Raw genomic sequence first — 18814 nt, forward strand, 5'->3', positions numbered from 1 at the left:
TACATTTGTTAACCAGAAAAATCAGGGGAGAAATACCCCCCTGCAAATAAAAAGTACCAGTTTATGAATTTTGAAGATTTAGGATTGCATGATGACGTGCTGGAGGCTCTGGACTTTATGGGATTTGAAACCGCTACTCCTATACAGGAACAGACCATACCCAAAATATTGGAAGGTCGTGACGTCATTGCCTGCGCTCAAACAGGAACCGGCAAAACTGCCGCATTTATCCTCCCTGTCCTGCAACAAATTATTGAAGGAGGTAAAACAGGAACACAAGCACTGGTCATCGTTCCTACCCGCGAGTTGGCCATACAGATCGACCAGCAAATCCAGGGATTTGCCTATTTTATTCCCGTTGGATCTTTGGCTATTTATGGGGGAGGAAGCGGGGATGACTGGCAACAGCAAAAAATGGCCATTACAAAAGGGATCGACATCATTGTGGCTACGCCCGGCAAGCTGATTTCTCATCTCAATATGGGTTATGTCAATTTTGACACCATAAAATATTTCATCCTGGACGAGGCAGATCGTATGTTGGATATGGGATTTTTTGACGACATTCAAAAAATCATTTCCCATCTTCCAAAAAAACGACAAAACCTAATGTTCAGTGCGACCATGCCTCCTACTATTCGTAAGTTGGTCAAACAAACCATGGAAGAGCCTTTTGAGGTTTCCATTGCTATGTCTAAACCGGCAGAAGGAGTACTTCAGGCGGCGTATCTTGTATATGACAATCAAAAAACGCCCCTGATCAATGCCCTGATCGCTGACAAACCCAATTACAAAAGCATCCTCATTTTCACCTCGACCAAAAAGAAAGTCAATGAAATCGTTCGCGGATTAAAAGGTAAAGGGTATCCGGTTGAAGGGATTTCATCCGACCTCGAACAAACGGAAAGAGAAGAAATGCTGGGCCGCTTTCGATCAAAAAAAACACGGGTACTCGTTTCAACAGACGTTCTTAGCCGGGGAATTGACATCAAGGATATCAATCTGGTCATCAATTATGATGTACCACATGATGCTGAAGATTATGTGCACCGTATCGGCCGTACCGCCAGAGCCGATACTACGGGCGTCGCGCTGACCCTCGTCAATGAGCCGGAAATGCATAAATTCGACCGCATTGAAAAACTCATCGAGAAAAAAGTCATGAAAGCGCCCTTACCTGCCGATCTGGGCCCCGGTCCGGAATGGGATCTGAGTAAAAAATTTTATTCCCCAGGCAGAAAGACCGGAGGTAGGCCGGGGGGAAAGTCGGGAGGAAAAGGAAAATTCAAAAATAAGAGATAGCCAAAAGTCGAATTTTTCTTTTTTGCTGCATCATTTTTCTGAACATAAAGCCACATCCTTCATTTTTCAATCACTAAAAATGAAAGGTTATGCGATCAATCATCACCATTTTATGCCTGTTTCTGGCATGCACCAAACCCTTTTGTCAGGACAATCCTGAGAATGCCCTTGACTTTTTTCTGCCCGGATTTTCAGACCAGCAGATCAGCGTCAGGGATTTTGCGCTTTCTCCCGGAGGAGATGAAATTTACTTTTCTGTGGAAAGCGTCAAAAAAAATATTTCCTTAATCGTCTTTTCGAAAAAAGGAAAATCAGGATGGAGCCCTGCGGAAGTGGTTCATTTTTCGGGTCAATACCGGGACATTGAACCTTCTTTTTCGCCGGATGGCAACCATTTGTATTTTGCTTCCAACCGGCCGCTTGATCCAGCCGCTCAAGGCCCTAAAGACTATGACATCTGGATGGTTCACAGGAATAACCCTTCAGACAAATGGTCTGAACCGGAAAATCCGGGGTTCCCTGTCAACAGTGAGCAGGATGAATTTTATCCGTCGATCACAAATTCCGGAAATTTATATTTCACCTCCACACTGAAGGATTCCAAGGGAAGAGAAGATATTTATGTCTGTAAATTTGAGGCCGGTAAGTACCTCCCCGCTGAATCACTGAGCACTTCCATAAATACAGCAGCTTATGAATTCAACGCCTGGGTAGCGCCGGATGAATCTTTGATCATTTTTTCCTCTTATGGGCGGGAAGACGGAAACGGAGGGGGAGATCTTTACTACAGCACCAGGGATGAATACGGGAAATGGAGACATGCTCTTAATTTGGGTCTGCCGATCAATTCTTCTAAACTTGACTACTGTCCGTTTTATGATCTTAACACGCAAACCTTGTACTTCACCAGTGAGCGATCGGCTGTAAAAGAATATTATTCTGAAAAATTATCTTTTGAAGCCTTCCGAAAAGAAGTTACTCAATCGGAAAACGGGCTGGGAAGAATATACAGGATTCCATTTAAATTTGAGCATTAGTTGTTTTCCATTTGACGAATAGTTTAACTTAGTAAAAAATTATTCGTCAAATGAAAAACCAACCCGAAGACAGAACCTGCCTTTCCTGTCAAAATGCATTTTCAGGAAGCTACTGCAATCATTGCGGAGAAAAGGTCATTGGCCCAGAAGACAGGAAATTGAAAGTGCTTTTGGGCGAATTCGTCAGTGCTCTTTTTAATCTGGACAATAAATTTATTAAAACCATTGGCCTTATCATCAGAAAACCGGGCCAGCTCTCAGAAAACTATGCCGTCGGAAAAAGAAAGGCTTTTTTCAAACCAAGCTCTTTATACCTTCTGCTGACAGTCGTTTATTTCGTTTTTACTCCATTTGAAATATTTGTTCCAAAGTTGTCTGTCCACACAGAATCCACTGTATATGCTACATACGCTCAAGAGCAGGTAACAGTTCTTATGGCCGATAAATTTCTGTCCAGAGAAGCATTCGAAAATCGTTATTCCGCTCTGGCACCTGGAGTGGCTAAATGGCTGATTCTCTTTTATATACCTACCCTTGGAGCCATCCTTATGCTTTTATTTTACGGGCAGAGAACCTACCTTGCCGATCATTTTTTGCTATCGATAGAGATCAATATCTATAATATGTTTGTCCACTTTCTCTTACTGCCCGCACTACTGGTTTCCCTTTATTTTTTTTTGAACCTAATGGGAATAAAGGGCTTCAATGCAGGGGACTCCATTTTAGTTCCCCTGATAGGACTTTCCCTGATGCGTTTTTTCATCTTATCCTTTCGTAGATTTTATCGACAAAAATGGTGGATTACTGTAGCCAAATCCATCGTTTTTACCTTTGCATTGGGTAGTTTTGCTTTTTCATTCTACAGGCTGCTTTTATTTTGGATAACCATACGTTTGATTTAAGCACTTTTGCCGGATGATTTTGGTTCAATAAACAATGTAAAATAAAATGTTTAATTCATCCACTATTACGAATATAAAATACCTCCGTGCTTTTTTTAAGTTATTGACCCGGTTTAGAAAATCTGACAACACGTTCATGATCGTAATGGCCATTACGATAGGAATTATAGGAGGGTATGGAGCCATTTTATTCAGGAATGCCATTTCTTTATTCAGGTATATTTTCTTTGGTTCGTGGAGTATGAGCCTGGAACAGTTGGATGCTCTTCCCTGGCATATTAAATTATTTGTTCCGGCCATTGGAGGGTTGATTGTAGGACCCATTATCTATTTCTTCGCCCGGGAGGCCAAGGGGCATGGCGTTCCCGAAGTGATGGAAGCCATTATCTTAAGAGGAGGAGCCATCCGCCCGAGGGTCGCATTGGCTAAAATCATTGCTTCTGCCGTAACTATTGGTACCGGAGGTTCAGTGGGCCGTGAAGGGCCTATTGTTCAAATAGGTTCTGCAGCAGGTTCTGCATTGGGCCAGTTTATAAAAGTCAGGGGGTCACAGTTAAGAACCTTGGTGGCATGTGGCGCGGCGGCCGGTATTGCCGGCACCTTCAATGCGCCTATAGCGGGATCTATTTTTGCCTTAGAGATTTTATTAGGGGATTTTGCCATCGTCCAGTTCAGCCCTATCGTTATTGCCTCGGTAACATCGACCGTGATATCAAGACATTATTTGGGGGATTATCCCGCATTTATAGTTCCCAAGTACGAACTTTTAAGCGTTTATGAGTTCGTCCCTTATTCCATCCTGGGAGTGCTTTCGGCCCTCGTTGCCATGAGTTTTATCAATTTTGTTTATAAATCAGAAGACCTTTTTAATGCCTTACCTGTTCCGGCCTGGTTAAAACCAGCTATCGGAGGTTTGATCGTCGGGGGTATTGGAATCTTTTTTCCTCATATTTTTGGAGTAGGTTATGAAACCATGGACCTTGCGCTTTCGAACAGCCTGACCTGGTCGTTTCTGTTGTTGCTGATCATTTTAAAATTATTTGCGACTTCCATCACCGTTGGCTCAGGAGGCTCGGGTGGAGTATTTGCCCCTTCTTTGTTCTTAGGAGCCTGTCTCGGGGGACTGGTAGGCACTATTTCCAATATGTTGTTTCCTGAAATTTCCGCTACTCCGGGAGCATACGCCCTCGTGGGGATGGGTGCTGTAGTCGCCGCCACAATGCATTCTCCCATCACGTCCATATTGATCCTTTTTGAGTTGACGAATGATTACCATATCATTTTACCACTCATGGTTTCTATTATTTTGAGTGTGGTCATTAAAATGCATTTTCAAAAAGAGTCTATTTATACCCTAAAACTAAAGAGAAAGGGCTTGAAATTGAAGAAAGAATTCGAGCCTAATATTTTAAGTAATATTAAAATAGGTGGTATCTACAAAACAAACTGCCTTAAGGTTCAATCAGACACTACTTTTGAAGAATTATCGAAACTGGTGAAAGAAAAAATTAACCTGAATTATTTTGTGGTGGATAAAGAAGACAGCCTGATGGGGATTTTATCTCCCTATAAAATCAGGAACATGTCCATCAAAGATAAAACGGACTATAAGGACAAAAAAGCCATAGATCTGATCCTTGAATACAATATTTATTTCACCCCGGAGGACACGCTGGATATGGTCGGCTTGAATTTGAATAACATTATCCTTGATGAAATTCCCGTGGTCAATAACGAAACAGAGCGAAAGGTGATTGGTTATATTTCAAAAACCGAAGTGATCCATGCCTATAACAATGAAGTGATCAAAAAAGACATGTTACAATCGGTTTCAGGTTATATCACAGCTACCAATCGATTCAAAACATTAAAATTGCTGGATGGAGAAATTTTATGTGAAGTTGAAGTGCCGGGATCTTTTGTGAATCAAAATTTAAAAGACCTGAACCTGAGAAACAAATTCGGCATTGAAGTAATCCTGATCAAACAAAATTTTGATAAGGAAAGTGAGGAATCTGAAAAAGTGTTTGTACCCAAACCGGAATACAGCTTTGAATATGGAGATAAATTATTGATTGTTGGAAATGAATCCGAAGTCAACAGGTTTAATGAATTGTAATGAATTCAAAAATTTACTGCAAGGCTAAATTTTTCCTAATTGTGACCCGTATCACTGATACGTTTTTGCATCGCCTATATCTTTGCACCCGTTATCGTTTAGGAAAGCACTCAATGACAATTACATATTTTTAAACAAAAAGTAAAAAAATTTAAAAGAAATGGATATTCAAACAATTATTAACAACCCAAATGCTACGATCATTGACGTAAGGGAACCTTTTGAATTTGCAGGTAGAAATGCAGAGGGATCTATCAACATTCCTCTGGGAACTGTTGCCGCTCGTTTTGAAGAGATCAAAGCTATGCCCAAGCCTCTTGTATTTTGCTGTGCATCGGGAAACCGCAGTGGTATGGCCGCCCAGTTTTTTCAAAACAACGGTGTCAAAGAAGCATACAATGGTGGCAGTTGGGCCGTGGTGGATGCCATCAAAGTTAAAGCTGCATAAAAAAATTAAAATCGGAATACCGATCATGAAAGACCGGAAGCCGGAGCATTTGCCTGGTTTCCGGCTTTCTTCTTTTAGTAAGTCATTTTTACTAACCTTATTTTCAACCCTTCAATCGTTAATCAATGTTTGGATTTTTAAAAAAACTCTTTGGTGGTGCCGACATAAAAGCACTGCTGGACGATGGAGCGATCATCGTGGATGTTCGCACCAAAGCTGAATATAAAAACGGACACGTCAGTGGTTCGCTGCATATGCCGCTTCAGGTGATCGACAAACAGATCAAACAGCTCAAAAAATATAACAAACCTATCATCACTTGTTGTGCCTCGGGACGCAGAAGCGGGGTGGCTGCAACAAGATTAAAAGCTTACGGACTGGAAGCCTATAACGGAGGTTCCTGGACCAATGTCCGCCGACTAAAAGAATAAACAACGAATAAAGAGTTTGTTTTTTTTACAAAAAAGTTAATAAAAACAACACCCTTGTTTTATAGGCACTCCCTAAATTCACGCTTATAAGTCTATTTTCGAGCGTGATTTCGTGCATATTTTCAATTGTTTTCGGGAAAACGAAACTTAAAACTGTTAAAGTTTTAGGGTAATAGAAAAATAAACTTTCGGGAATCCTCTTTTTTTGTTATCTTTACTTATTATTTCCTGCAAAACAAATATGAAATATTCCCAATTGTTCTGCAGAAAATAAGTTTTTTTATCCTGTAAACTGGTTTAAAATAGCATACAAATGGGGAAATCAAAGAAAAAACTTGATGATCTCAAAAAAGATCTTAAAACCCTACAAAAAAAAGACATGAAGAAAATTGTCGGGGGTAAAAACGACAATAAAAAAAAGAAATGGAATAATGGCCTTGGCGGTATTGTTCCACAATAATAAAACTGATTTACACACACAAAGAGGGGCTTTTTCCAATTAGGGAACAAGCCCTTCTTTATTTTTTGGCAATGATGGTTAGCTTTTTAAATAAAATCGAAGAACTGGAGCAGAAACTCAGTCTCCAGGCTGATCCGCGTCAAAGGCTGGTGCTCATTGACCATCTGACCGCTCATTATTCCTTTACGGATGTAAACAGAGCATTATCCCTGCTTGAAGAACAGTTCAAGATTCTTGAAACGTATGATTACCCCGATTTTAAACTGAACTTCTACCTCAACAAAGCCATCGTCGAAAATCATCGGTATTATTTTGAAGAAGCCGAAAAATACTACCTCCTGGCCATGAAAATGCTCAAGGATATCGGTACCGTAAGACAACAGGCAGAAACCCTCATCGATTATGCAGGTACCTGCATGAATCTCCATCAGGCTGAAAAAGCCTCCGGGTTACTCGATAAAGCAAAAAATCTATTAAAAAAATTTCCTGACGAACCGTTAAGCGGACGTATAATCTGCCGCGAAGGGTATATCAATCTGCACTTAGGCAACTATTCAAAAGCCATCGAAGACCTCTTACTGGCCCAAAAAAAAATCGATAAAATAGGAGGCATTCTTTCCCTAAAGGATTATTACTTTCTCACCCTCATTTACAGCGGGCAAGGAAAAATTTTTGAAATAAATGACGAAAGAAAAAAAAGTGTCAAAGCATACCTTAAAGTAGTTGAGATGTGCGAGTCTCTTCAAATGCGTACCCGCCTTTCATGGCACTACCTGAACACCGGAAACGCTTACATGTCAGTAAATGATACAGATAATGCCATCACCTACTTTCTGAAAGCCATAGAAATCGATGACGATGTAAGTGAAAAAGCCCAGGCAAGCGCTTATGGAAACCTGGGATACATTTATTTTGAAGAAGAGCGATATATCGAAGCACTCGAACTTTTTGAACAGGCAGAATCCCTTTACCAGTCTGATCAGGAATTTTACAACCTTTCGATCATTGCAGCATGGAGAGGAAAACTTTATGCCGAAACAGGACAAAGGGGAAAAGTCCTGGAACAATTTGAACTGGCCTATGATTACGCAAAAAAGATAACAGATTTCAAACAGCTATCCAGTGTAAGCAAGGATATCGCGGCATTTTATGCTGAAGAAGGCAACTACAAAGAAGCCTATGAATTTCAGCTGGCACACGAACAATACCTCGAAAAATATAACGAACAGGTTGACAAGGGACTTCAAAAAGAACTGGAAGCCAAATACGATGCAGCGGAAAAAAGACAGGAAACAGAATTGCTGAAGCTGGAGGCGACTCGTCTGCGCCTCAAAGCGCTCAGGGCGCAGATGAATCCTCATTTCATGTACAATGCCCTCAATTCCATACAAAGTTTTATTACCTCAAAAGATCCGAATGCCGCAGCCAAATATCTCGCCAAGTTTGCCAAGCTGATGCGGCAAAGCCTGGATTATTCGGAAGTAGAGGTCATTTCCCTTGAAAAAGAAATTGAATTTTTGGAAACCTACCTTTATATCAACCAGAAACTTCGCTTCGAAGACAGATTGACTTATAAAATTGTAGTCGAAGAGGAAATCGAAGAAGATATCCTGAGCATTCCAGCCATGATCGTGCAACCCTATATTGAAAATGCCATCGAACACGGATTACGAAGTATAAAAGACGGAAAGCTTATCGTGACCTTTGGTTTGCTTGACGACGACACCATTTCCTGCACCATTGAAGACAATGGTATCGGCAGGAAAAAGGTCCGAGAACTGCAATTACAGGATGTCCGTTTCCAGGAGCATCGCTCCCGGGGTACTTCCATCACTGAAAAAAGACTGCAAATATTGATGCAGGCCAAAGGGATTGACGTGCATGTCAATACTATCGACCTGGTCAACCCTAAAACCGGTGAAGCTACCGGAACCCGGGTGGAAATAAAAATACCTATTGTTGAAGTGGATTTTAAATGATGTGCGAATAAAAAAATGGATGCGTAAGTCCACAGAAATCCATCCTGTAAATCCTAAAATCCCCAAAATCCTGATCCTGACAAAAAGTGGATACGAGAATGTATAAAGGAATTTTGATCAGTATTGTCTTTTGAAAAATTCATTGATGGCTTCAAAGGCCTCTTCCAGGGTTTCGTATTCGGTATTTTTGACATGAGGATTGCCGCTGAGCATGGCCGATAGTCGTTTTCCGGGCTGTTTTCTATACAGGCACAATACCGGCTTTTTAAACTCTTCAGCTTTTCCAATTTCGTATCCGACCCCCAAAGAAGGGGTGGTCACTTCAGCAACTACCACATCAGAAGACCTCAGCCATGACATATCCCGTTCATAAATGCCTTGATCGGATAACCCATCCTCTCCAAAGTCACTCAAATTTTCATCCCCAACGTGTTCGGTCAGTACTGTACCATGTTTTGCAAGATACCTGATAATCTGCATGTACAATGCCTTATCTTCTCTCCCTCCGCGTATGGAGCCGGCAAAATAAATTTTCATGCAGTAATATTTTAGCGCTAAAGATCAAGTAATAACGTAACAGGATCTTCCAGCAGTGCTTTAACTTTTACCAGGAAAGTCACTGAAGTACTTCCGTCAATCACGCGGTGGTCGTATGAAAGGGCGAGGTACATCATTGGTCTGATCTGAACTTCCCCGTTTACGGCTACCGGACGTTGCTGAATGGTATGCATCCCTAAAATGGCCGATTGAGGCTCATTTAAAATGGGCGTACTCATCATAGACCCAAACACACCGCCGTTGGTAATGGTAAATGTTCCGCCCTGCATTTCCTGTAAGGAAAGGGTGCCTTTTCTCGCTTTATCCGCCAATTCCTTAATGGCGAGTTCAATTTCGGCAAAATTGAGGGATTCCACATTTTTAACCGGAGGGACCACCAATCCTGTTGGGGTAGAAATAGCAATGGATATATCGGCATAGTCGTGATAAACGAGTTCTTCTCCGTCCAGCCGGGCATTGACATCAGGCATTTCCATCAGCACCTTGGCACATGCCTTGGCAAATAAAGACATGAAGCCCAGTTTAATCCCATATTTTTCAACAAACTTGTCCTGATATTTTTTGCGTAAGTCCATGATCTCGGTAAGGTCCACTTCATTGAAAGTGGTGAGCATGGCCGTTTCGTTTTTGGCTCTGACCAAACGAGTGGCAATGGTGCGGCGCATACGACTCATCTTCCTGCGGGTCTCTTCCCGGCTGAATGATTGAGCCGGGGTAACGGATGGAACAGCTTTTGGCGCTGCAGGAGCAGGAGCTGATGTTTTATGCTGAGCTGCCGTTTCTGCATCACTTTTGGTAATACGACCATCTTTTCCTGAGCCCTTAACGCTTTCGGCACTCAGCCCACTTTCTTTCATTATTTTTGCGGCAGCAGGAGAAGGGTGGCCTTCGGCATAGGATGATTTCGCAGGTTCTTTCGAAGTTGCGGCGGGTTGTTCTTGTTTTTCCTGTGTAGCGGGTTGTTCTTCCTTTTTAGGAGAATCGTCTGGTCTGGCGGCAGAAGTATCAATTTTTGCTACCAGCGCCCCGATCTCAAGATCGTCATTTTCAGCGGCCACGTGGATCAAAATTCCGGCAGCTTCTGCTGGAAATTCAAGGGTCGCCTTATCGGATTCAAATTCACAGATAGGTTCGTCCAGTGTTACATATTCCCCGTTTTGCTTTAGCCACTGAGACAGCGTCACCTCTGTTATGGATTCCCCGATCACTGGGACTTTCATTTCAACTATACTCATTATTTTGGTCGTTTTTTTGTCGCCACAAAAATCAGTCAAATATTATTAGTTTACAAACTTAGTAAAATTAAAAATGGAAAATGCGAATGGAAAGTTTAGATAGCGTCCAATTTTAAGAATACTGGAACTTTATTTAAGTGATTTTTGATCGTTTGGATGGGCTTATCATTTTTGTAAAGAGTCAGATTCCCTTAATGCTTCACCGAAAATTTATGTATCCTGGCCTTTCCCTCTTTCCCTTCGCTGGATAAATACATCGTACCATCAGAAGAAAAGCAAATACCTTCTGGTTGGGGATGGATGCTCTTTTTTAATTTTTCGATATACAGAATTCTACCCTCCGCTGAAAGTATGATCAATAATTTTTTGCTGGAAGACAGGATAAATATCTCTCCCGTCAGGGGCTGGATGCTTATGCCGGATGGACTAAATTCGAATACTTCAAGTTCTCCTGGCGGAAAGTATTCTAATAACTTTTCGATTTGATCCAAATCCGGAAAAGCAGCCATAAATTCCCGTACCGCGTTTAAACTCACTAACAAAACCGGCTCATATGCCAATCCCATGGTATCCAGATTAAAGGCATAAACGGCTCTCTCTTTATTCATTTCCTCCCCATCTATTCCTGGACTTCCTTTGCAAGCCAGCAATAACCTGTTATGGCCTACATCAAAGGTAAGTCCCTCTATATTATTTTTCGCACTCAGGAAGGTATTATATTTTTCGACCGCTTGGTTTGGTTCACCAAGATGGGAAACCCGGTAAAGCGTACCGGTATTTTTTGCAATATAAAATTCATTGCCGACCCTTGTGATTCCTTCATAATCGCCGTCTTTCCAAAAAGGAAATTTTTCAATGATACTTCCATCTTTAACCGATAGTTTGTAAATAATACCGGCTTCATCCTGTACGGCCCATAGATATTGTTCGGAAGCATCCATGCTCAATCCGGAAATTTCATTAAGTTCATCCTCCAGCTCGAAGGTAATGTCGGGCCGTTGAAGGTCGTAATTAAGTTGATACAGTTTAAAAGAATCCGTTTTTTCAACAACCGGATGTTTATCAGCGGACGAAAGATGAGGCGTTTTACATGCCCCAAAAACGGAAACGGCAGTCAGGCAGATAAACAACATTATCCTGACCGAAACCAGATACCCGAAAGGAGAAATTTTATGATAAGACATAATTGAATTTTCCATGATTTATACATAAGACCCAAAAACGAAAACTACGCCCCGGGTATTGTGAGGCATAAAGGATACCTCCGGGGCCGATGTGTATCTTCGCCTTTTTTGAATCGGGATCAAAATGCCGAGGTCTTCCTTGCCGCATCAGAAGATTTACGACTCTTTACGCCTGAAAACGAGGTATACACCCCATAAAATTAGCGGTATACTGAGCAACTGCCCTGTAGTCAATACGTTGCCAAAGTAACTTTGGATGCCGCCAAGATCTTCCTTGAAAAACTCCAGCATAAAACGTCCGCCCCAAATGAGTAAAAGGAAAAGGCCGAAAATATACCCTTCCTTCTTGCGTTTGTCCGTTTTCCAATAAACCAAATAGAGGATCACAAAACTAACCAGGTAAAACAGTGCTTCGTATAACTGGACGGCATGACGTGGTACCTGATCCACTTTTTCAAAAATGAATGCCCAGGGAACATCCGTTTGGCGGCCGATGATCTCGGAGTTCATCAAATTGCCCATTCGGATAAAAAATCCGGCCAAGGCTATTGCCGCTACCACTCTGTCAAATATCCAGAGCAGTGATTTTTTAGTGATTCTGCGGGAATAGAGCCACAAGGCCAATAAAATACCAATGGCCCCTCCATGGCTCGCCAGCCCTCCGTTCCATACTTTAATGATTTCGTCCAAATGCTGGCGGTAATACCCCCACTCGTAAAAAAATACATGGCCCAACCGCGCGCCAAGTATGGCACCTACTACCATGTAAATAAAGAGTTTATCCAACCAGGCTTCCGGAATATTTTCAGCGTCGAATTTTTTCTTTACCAGGAAAAGGCCCACCAGGAATCCTGTCGCAAAAAGTAATCCATACCAACGCAGGGTCAATGGGCCAAGGGTTACAATTTCAGGGGAAGCGTTCCAGTGGATGTATGCTAACATAGTGTATATCATTTTTTTTAGTATTAATAGCCCAATAATAATGAGATTTTACCACATTTTTCGGGTATAGACCCAATTTCACCAGGAAGTTATGGAAAGTTTCCCTATTAAGGAAGGTAGAAATGTTTTCTCCCTATTATATGCCATTAAACCTGTAACTTTGCATTCCAAGCAAAATACATGAAAAAGAAAGGATTATACGACAATCACGGCCGGCTGATCAACTACCTTAGACTAGCCGTTACAGACAGATGCAACCTCCGCTGTTTTTATTGCATGCCCGAAAAGGGCATCGATTTCGCAGATAAGAAAGAACTCTTCTCTTACGAAGAAATGAGAAGGACCGTCCAGTTTTTGGTCACTATGGGCATTGAAAAACTGAGGATCACGGGAGGCGAACCCTTTGTAAGGAAAGACATGATGGATTTCCTTTATGCCATGAGTAAACTCGAAGACCTTAAAAAGATCAATATTACCACCAATGGCACGCTTACGGAACACCTCGTTCCCGAATTCAAAAAACTGCGTATACATTCCGTCAATCTTAGTCTGGACACCATCGACCGTGAACGGTTTCACGAGATCACACGCCGTGACGAACTATCAACGGTACTCAAAACCCTTGATCAGTTGCTTTATCATGGCATCGACACCAAAATCAATACCGTGGTGATGGAGGGAAAAAATACTGAAGATATCATCCCCATGGTAGAATTGGCCAGGGAACTGCCTGTTAATGTCCGTTTTATTGAAGAAATGCCTTTTAACGGAAGCGGCGATCGCTACCCTGTGTTGAACTGGAACCATCATAAAATTCTCGATCACATAAGGCAGGTCTTTCCGGATTTGTATAAGATCGAAGATCCTTTGTATTCCACTTCCGCCAACTATCACATTCCCATGTTTAAAGGTACTTTCGGTATCATTGCTGCTTACAGCCGAACCTTTTGCGGGACATGCAACCGGCTGCGTATTACCTCTAAAGGCCTATTAAAAACCTGTCTTTACGATTCAGGAATTTTTAATATAAAAGATATGATGAGGGCCGGTGCAACGGATGCTGAAATAAAAGGCGCCTACTTTGCAGCCATTGAAAACCGGGCCAAAGATGGTTGGGAGGCAGAAAATTTACGCCTGCCGGGAAATGAGATATCTGAATCTATGACCAGTATCGGAGGGTGATCAATGCAGCACCATTACCGGCAAAGTTGAATTAAAAGCAAAAGCCGTAGTGGTACTCTTATGGAACAAGCTTTCCAAAAAATGCCGGTGGGGCGAAACCATTACCACAAGATCGATCTTTTTTTCCTCCGCATAACGGTTCAAACCTTCAACGATAGACTCACTGTTCACTTCCGTCATTTCGAAGGAATAGGAAGGGTCACCCTCTTTGAAGATAACGCTTAGGATTCTGTCTTCAACTTCCTTGAAAGTTGGGGTGGCCTCCTTATTCGTCTGAACATGAACAAAATGAATGTTCGCTTTGAATAATTGAGCAAATTGGGTAAGCCGCTGAATATTCTTTTCATCCACTCCTTCAAAATTGCTGGCGTAGAGAATGTGTCTGAAAGGCTTGAAAACGGTTTCTCGAGGAATGAGCATTACCGGGCAACTGGCTTTCCTGGCCACATAGGTTGAAATGGTTCCGAAGAGTTTCCCACTAATCCCATGAGAGCCGGAGGTACTCATAACCACCATGTAAGCATCTTCCTGGTTGGAAAATTTAACCAATTCCACTTCGGGGAAACCAAGGACGGCCTTAGTCGTCACTTGAGGTATTTTGCCCGAAGTGGCCTTGAAAGCGTCAACGCCTTTTTTTTCAAAATTTTTTAAATGCCTGACAATGGCTTCATGTTGGGTGGGTGCTGTTTGCATTATGATAGGCTGATCCGGACTAAAGGTTCCGGAATACACATGCACCAAATCAACGGAAGCCTCAAGTAAAGAAGCCATTTCCATTGCAAATTGGAACCCCTCCATGGAAGTGGTTGAAAAATCGGTAGAAGTTATTATTTTTTTCATAGGTGATGATTTCTCCTTATTGAATAAATTTTTCAACATTAACTCCAGGTCTTTAACCTCAGGAATTTCATTTTGAACCAATACTTCACCGTTTACTACAAGAGCGGGTATCCCATCCACATGAGTATTGACTAAAGCATCTACATCCGTAACTTCTGCAATTTGAACGTCCATTTCAAAATGCTCCAAGGCTTTTATCAAATTAGCTTTCAGAAGTTCCGTTTCATGATAACCCCTTAAACCGAGTATTTCAATACTAATCATTTAATTTTTATTGGCTTGAATCCTTATAATCCTTCAAGGTTATCGGCTCTTCCGCTAGTCTGCTTAGAATGTCGTAGGTAGTAATAATTCCAACCAGGTTTTCACCATCTACCACAGGCAATGCATGAAACAGGTTTTCTTTAAAAATTTCCAGGGCAACGTTAATTCTACTTCCTGGCTCCAGTTTTGCCAAACCTTTGGTCATAATTTTTTCACATGTGGCTGATTCCAGCGCATCAATACCCATGATTTTTCCTGTGTCCGTAAATCCGTGAAGGAAATACAGGAAATCCTGTTTACTGATTATTCCTACCATTTTTTTACCCTCTACTACCGGGATATGGTGGATTTTTTTTACATCAAAGATTTCCTTGACTTTTGTAATTTTGTCCTTTGGATTAACAGTTACCAGGTTGGTAGTCATGATTCTGGAAACGGGTGCTAAAAGATTCATAATAATTATTTATGTGGTTATTGGACGCAAGGTAAAAACATAAAGAATGGAGCAAAATGATTTCCATCATTTGACAAACTGATTTTTATCAATTTATTCCTAAATTAGCCCTATTAAAAAAATAGAATATTATTAAATTGGTTTTATTCAAAATTTATTTCATTTTATTTTTAATAAATCGTATTTTAGTATCGTCAATCCTTTTTTTTTCTTATTTATTCCAGTTTTGAAACGTAACAAACCAAAAATAGAAAAACATCCATAAAAAATTGCATAAACAACTCACTCAACAAGAATTACAGGAACTGGCGCTCCGACTGAACTCAGTAATTGAAACGGCTATAGACAGTATTATCACTATTGACTCCAGGGGGGTGATCGAAAGCATAAATCCTGCGGTAACCAAGCTTTTTGGTTATTCAAAAGAAGAACTTATAGGCCAAAATGTAAGCATCTTAATGCCTTCTCCCGACCGCGAACAACACGACAGGTATATCGGAAATTATATAGGCAGCCGGCAACCCAAGATTATTGGTATAGGCCGAGAAGTGGTGGCACGCAAAAAAAATGGCGTGCTTTTTCCTATTCGTTTGGCGGTTAGTGAATTTAAATTAAATGATAAAACCACCTTTACAGGAATCATTCACGACCTGACAGAAGTTAAACAAGCTGAGGAAAGAATCAAAAAACTAAATGAAGAGCTCGAACAAAAAGTGAATACCCGTACTGAAGAACTTGCCAGAACGATCAATAAATTGCTCAAATCCAATAAACAACTTGAGCATGAAATCATAGAGCGCAAGGCGGTAGAAGCCGCCCTTCGAAAAAGTGAAAGAGATTTAACCAAAGCCTTCGAAAAAGAAAAAGAACTCAATGCCATGAAAACGCGTTTCGTATCCCTTGCTTCTCATGAGTTCAGAACGCCTTTGAGTACTATTCTTTCCTCTGCAGACCTGGTAGAAGCCTATAAGGAAGAAGTTCATCAGACCAACCGCTTGAAACATACCCACAGGATCAAAGCTGCCGTAAATAATCTGAATACCATTTTGAATGACTTTCTTTCCCTCAGCAGACTTGATGAAAAGAAAGTTGAAGCCAAACCTGTAATGTTTTCCTTTTCCGAATTCAAAGAAGAAATTATTGACCAGATACAAGGATTCTTAAAGCAAGGCCAACGCCTTGTCCACACAAATGAACTGGAAACGGAATTACTTTGCCTGGATAAGCAATTACTTAAAAACATTCTTTTAAATTTGCTGACCAATGCCATTAAATATTCAGACGAAAACAAATCCATTTACTGCCGGTCTTACCTGGAAAACGATGATCTGGTCATCGAAGTGAAAGACGAAGGGATCGGTATACCGAAGGAAGAGCAAAAACACCTTTTTACCCGTTTTTTCAGGGCTAAAAACGTTGAAAACATAAAAGGAACAGGATTGGGATTGAATATCGTTAGAAATTACGTGGAATTGATGGATGGAAAGATTAATTTTACCAGTGAGGAAGGAAAAGGTTCCACCTTCATCATTACCATCCCTCTTGCGGAATAATTCGTTATTTTCCCCGGAAGCGAATCTTTTTTTAGACTAATAAAAAACCTAATAACAGATGAAGAAAATTCTCATCATTGAAGATAATAATGAAGTACGCGAAAATATTGAAGAGATTCTCGCCCTCGTAGGGTATGAAACTTTTGGTGCTGCTGACGGAACCAGTGGCGTGGAACTGGCCGTAAATGAAGAACCGGACCTCATTCTTTGTGACGTTATGATGCCAAAACTGGATGGATTCGGGGTTTTGAACATCCTTAGCAAAAAACCTGAAACAGCAGATATTCCTTTTATTTTTCTTACTGCAAAAACAGAAGCCAGTGACTTTCGCAGAGGAATGAACCTTGGCGCGGATGATTACATCACAAAACCTTTTCTGAAAGACGACCTGCTTCGGGTCATCGAAATCCGGCTCAATAAAAGCGAACGCCTGCAAAAGAAGTACGACCGAACTAAAGATGCCTGGATTTCCTTTATCAATGAACAGAAAGGTTATGATTCCATGATCAAACTGGCGGAGGAATACCCGGTTAAAACCTATCGAAAAAAGGAAGAATTATTTGAAGAAGGAAAACTGCCCCGCAGCCTTTTTTACATTACTTCAGGGAAGGTCAAAATTTATAAAACCAATGAATACGGCAAAGAATTTATTCTCAATATTCGAAAAGAGGGCGATTTTATTGGGTATTCGGCTTTGATAAAAGGCCAGGTGTACAATTTTGCGTCAGCGGCACTTGAAAATGTTGAAGCCAGGGTTATCCCAAAAAATGAATTCCTTAAATTATTTTTCTCCAATCAGCACGTCGCCCTGCATATGATAAAAATGCTGGCAGATAATGTGGCTGAAAAAGAAGAACAGCTTTTGACGCTCGCTTATTATTCAGTAAGAAAAAGGATCGCAAATGCATTATTGTTTCTTCATGGAAAATATTTCGAAGAGGGGCAAAAACAAACCGAGATCAGGATTCTTCGTGACGATCTGGCTCACCTGGTGGGGACTGCCAAGGAAAGTGTGATTAGAATGTTGACAGAATTCAAAGATGACGGATACATCAATATTGTCGAAGGGAAAATTATTATCCTGGATATGGAAAAACTCGAAAGCATCCCCGGATAAAAGTAATCCACAAGGATCTATTTTTCCGCGATCACGATATACTGGTAATCCAGGGCCGTATCGTTGGTCAGAATATTTTTATATCCTGCATCATACAACTCATTTTCGACCACAAAAAGGGGCTGCCTGATGTCTGATGGAGGCCCCACAGGGGTTCGTTTCTTTTTAAAATCTATGATGAGTAGCTTGCCTCCCTCTTTCATGCCTTTTTTTAATATTCTGAGGTAGTTGGGATGGTTTTCTATATACATAAAGGTATTGACGATTACGACCACATCAACTTCTTCATTCTGAAGGGCCGGGGAATCTGGGGTCGTCAAACGGGTCTCCAGTTTGGGTTGCAGATTTTCAGGCAACCTTCTTACCTTTACGCTGTCCAGGTAATTAATGAAACGCGGATCCACATCAATGGCGATCACCTTGTCTGCCGATTCTATCATTCTGAAAGTAAAAAAACCACTGCCGGCCCCGATATCGGCCACGGTCTTTCCTTTTAACCCTCCAAGCAGTTGCAATACAAGATCCGGTTTCTGCCAAATTTCCCGATAAGTATTGGAATAATCTTCCGTCAAACCACTGCCTTCGCCTTCACCATCCTGGGCAGGATCGACAAGGTCAGGATTTACCGGGGTCGGAACAGCTTTTTCTTGTGGATCAGTTCCACAGGACATAAAAGCAACGACGAAAAAAAGAACCAAGGCTAAAAATGCATTCCTTAATATCATTGTAGGTTAAATGTTTGAAGTAAAGTTAACTGAAGGAATTAAATAAGGCAAGGTTTTTAAATTATTAACAAAAAACTAACTC

At 41.1% G+C, this 18814-nt stretch carries 18 protein-coding genes; 11 read left to right on the top strand and 7 right to left on the bottom strand.

All coding sequences use genetic code 11. The annotated features are described in order from the left end of the window. The first annotated feature begins 63 nt into the window (after positions 1-63). From H6571_14095 to H6571_14130, 8 genes are all read left to right on the top strand, one after another. Entirely contained in the window at positions 64-1302 is a 1239-nt protein-coding gene (locus tag H6571_14095) for a DEAD/DEAH box helicase (GenBank protein ID MCB9324867.1), read from the top strand. Between the two features lie 89 nt (positions 1303-1391). Further along, entirely contained in the window at positions 1392-2339 is a 948-nt protein-coding gene (locus H6571_14100; protein MCB9324868.1) for a PD40 domain-containing protein, read from the top strand. A gap of 50 nt (positions 2340-2389) precedes the next feature. Further along, positions 2390-3241, top strand: coding sequence for a DUF3667 domain-containing protein (locus H6571_14105; protein ID MCB9324869.1), 852 nt, complete (start codon positions 2390-2392; stop codon positions 3239-3241). 46 nt (positions 3242-3287) lie between these two features. After that, on the top strand, positions 3288-5360 hold the full coding sequence (locus H6571_14110; GenBank protein MCB9324870.1) for a chloride channel protein: 2073 nt from the start codon (positions 3288-3290) through the stop codon (positions 5358-5360). Between the two features lie 160 nt (positions 5361-5520). Continuing rightward, positions 5521-5808, top strand: a complete 288-nt coding sequence (locus H6571_14115) for a rhodanese-like domain-containing protein (protein MCB9324871.1) — start codon at positions 5521-5523, stop codon at positions 5806-5808. Between the two features lie 125 nt (positions 5809-5933). Next, on the top strand, positions 5934-6239 hold the full coding sequence (locus tag H6571_14120) for a rhodanese-like domain-containing protein (protein ID MCB9324872.1): 306 nt from the start codon (positions 5934-5936) through the stop codon (positions 6237-6239). Between the two features lie 313 nt (positions 6240-6552). Beyond that, entirely contained in the window at positions 6553-6699 is a 147-nt protein-coding gene (locus H6571_14125; protein MCB9324873.1) for a hypothetical protein, read from the top strand. Between the two features lie 71 nt (positions 6700-6770). Beyond that, complete coding sequence (locus tag H6571_14130; protein ID MCB9324874.1) at positions 6771-8678, top strand: histidine kinase; 1908 nt, start codon at positions 6771-6773, stop codon at positions 8676-8678. A gap of 117 nt (positions 8679-8795) precedes the next feature. Here H6571_14130 and H6571_14135 read toward each other — a convergent pair whose 3' ends face one another. From H6571_14135 to lgt, 4 genes are all read right to left on the bottom strand, one after another. Further along, positions 8796-9215 carry a nucleoside 2-deoxyribosyltransferase gene (locus H6571_14135; GenBank protein MCB9324875.1) on the bottom strand — a complete coding sequence of 140 codons (420 nt, stop codon included), beginning with the start codon at positions 9213-9215 and terminating at the stop codon, positions 8796-8798. 17 nt (positions 9216-9232) lie between these two features. Continuing rightward, on the bottom strand, positions 9233-10471 hold the full coding sequence (gene odhB, locus H6571_14140; protein ID MCB9324876.1) for a 2-oxoglutarate dehydrogenase complex dihydrolipoyllysine-residue succinyltransferase: 1239 nt from the start codon (positions 10469-10471) through the stop codon (positions 9233-9235). Between the two features lie 191 nt (positions 10472-10662). Further along, complete coding sequence (locus H6571_14145) at positions 10663-11670, bottom strand: SdiA-regulated domain-containing protein (protein ID MCB9324877.1); 1008 nt, start codon at positions 11668-11670, stop codon at positions 10663-10665. A 141-nt stretch (positions 11671-11811) separates the two neighbouring features. Next, positions 11812-12609: a prolipoprotein diacylglyceryl transferase gene (lgt, locus tag H6571_14150; GenBank protein MCB9324878.1), complete on the bottom strand. Its 798-nt coding sequence runs from the start codon at positions 12607-12609 to the stop codon at positions 11812-11814. A gap of 168 nt (positions 12610-12777) precedes the next feature. Here lgt and moaA point away from each other — a divergent pair, with 168 nt between their 5' ends. Beyond that, positions 12778-13779, top strand: a complete 1002-nt coding sequence (gene moaA / locus H6571_14155) for a GTP 3',8-cyclase MoaA (GenBank protein MCB9324879.1) — start codon at positions 12778-12780, stop codon at positions 13777-13779. On the opposite strand, the gene H6571_14160 is transcribed toward moaA, so the two are convergent. Continuing rightward, positions 13780-14883 carry a universal stress protein gene (locus tag H6571_14160; GenBank protein ID MCB9324880.1) on the bottom strand — a complete coding sequence of 368 codons (1104 nt, stop codon included), beginning with the start codon at positions 14881-14883 and terminating at the stop codon, positions 13780-13782. A 7-nt stretch (positions 14884-14890) separates the two neighbouring features. Further along, complete coding sequence (locus tag H6571_14165) at positions 14891-15337, bottom strand: CBS domain-containing protein (protein ID MCB9324881.1); 447 nt, start codon at positions 15335-15337, stop codon at positions 14891-14893. Between the two features lie 269 nt (positions 15338-15606). On the opposite strand from H6571_14165, the gene H6571_14170 reads away from it, so the two are divergent. Both H6571_14170 and H6571_14175 read left to right on the top strand, forming a co-directional pair. Beyond that, the gene (locus H6571_14170) at positions 15607-16890 is read left to right on the top strand and encodes a PAS domain-containing sensor histidine kinase (GenBank protein MCB9324882.1); all 1284 of its coding nucleotides are present in this window, start codon (positions 15607-15609) and stop codon (positions 16888-16890) included. A gap of 58 nt (positions 16891-16948) precedes the next feature. Then, on the top strand, positions 16949-18007 hold the full coding sequence (locus H6571_14175; GenBank protein MCB9324883.1) for a response regulator: 1059 nt from the start codon (positions 16949-16951) through the stop codon (positions 18005-18007). A gap of 17 nt (positions 18008-18024) precedes the next feature. Here H6571_14175 and H6571_14180 read toward each other — a convergent pair whose 3' ends face one another. Then, positions 18025-18732: a class I SAM-dependent methyltransferase gene (locus tag H6571_14180; GenBank protein MCB9324884.1), complete on the bottom strand. Its 708-nt coding sequence runs from the start codon at positions 18730-18732 to the stop codon at positions 18025-18027. Positions 18733-18814: the final 82 nt, after the last annotated feature.

Source organism: Lewinellaceae bacterium, from assembly GCA_020636105.1.
Taxonomy (GTDB): domain Bacteria; phylum Bacteroidota; class Bacteroidia; order Chitinophagales; family Saprospiraceae; genus BCD1.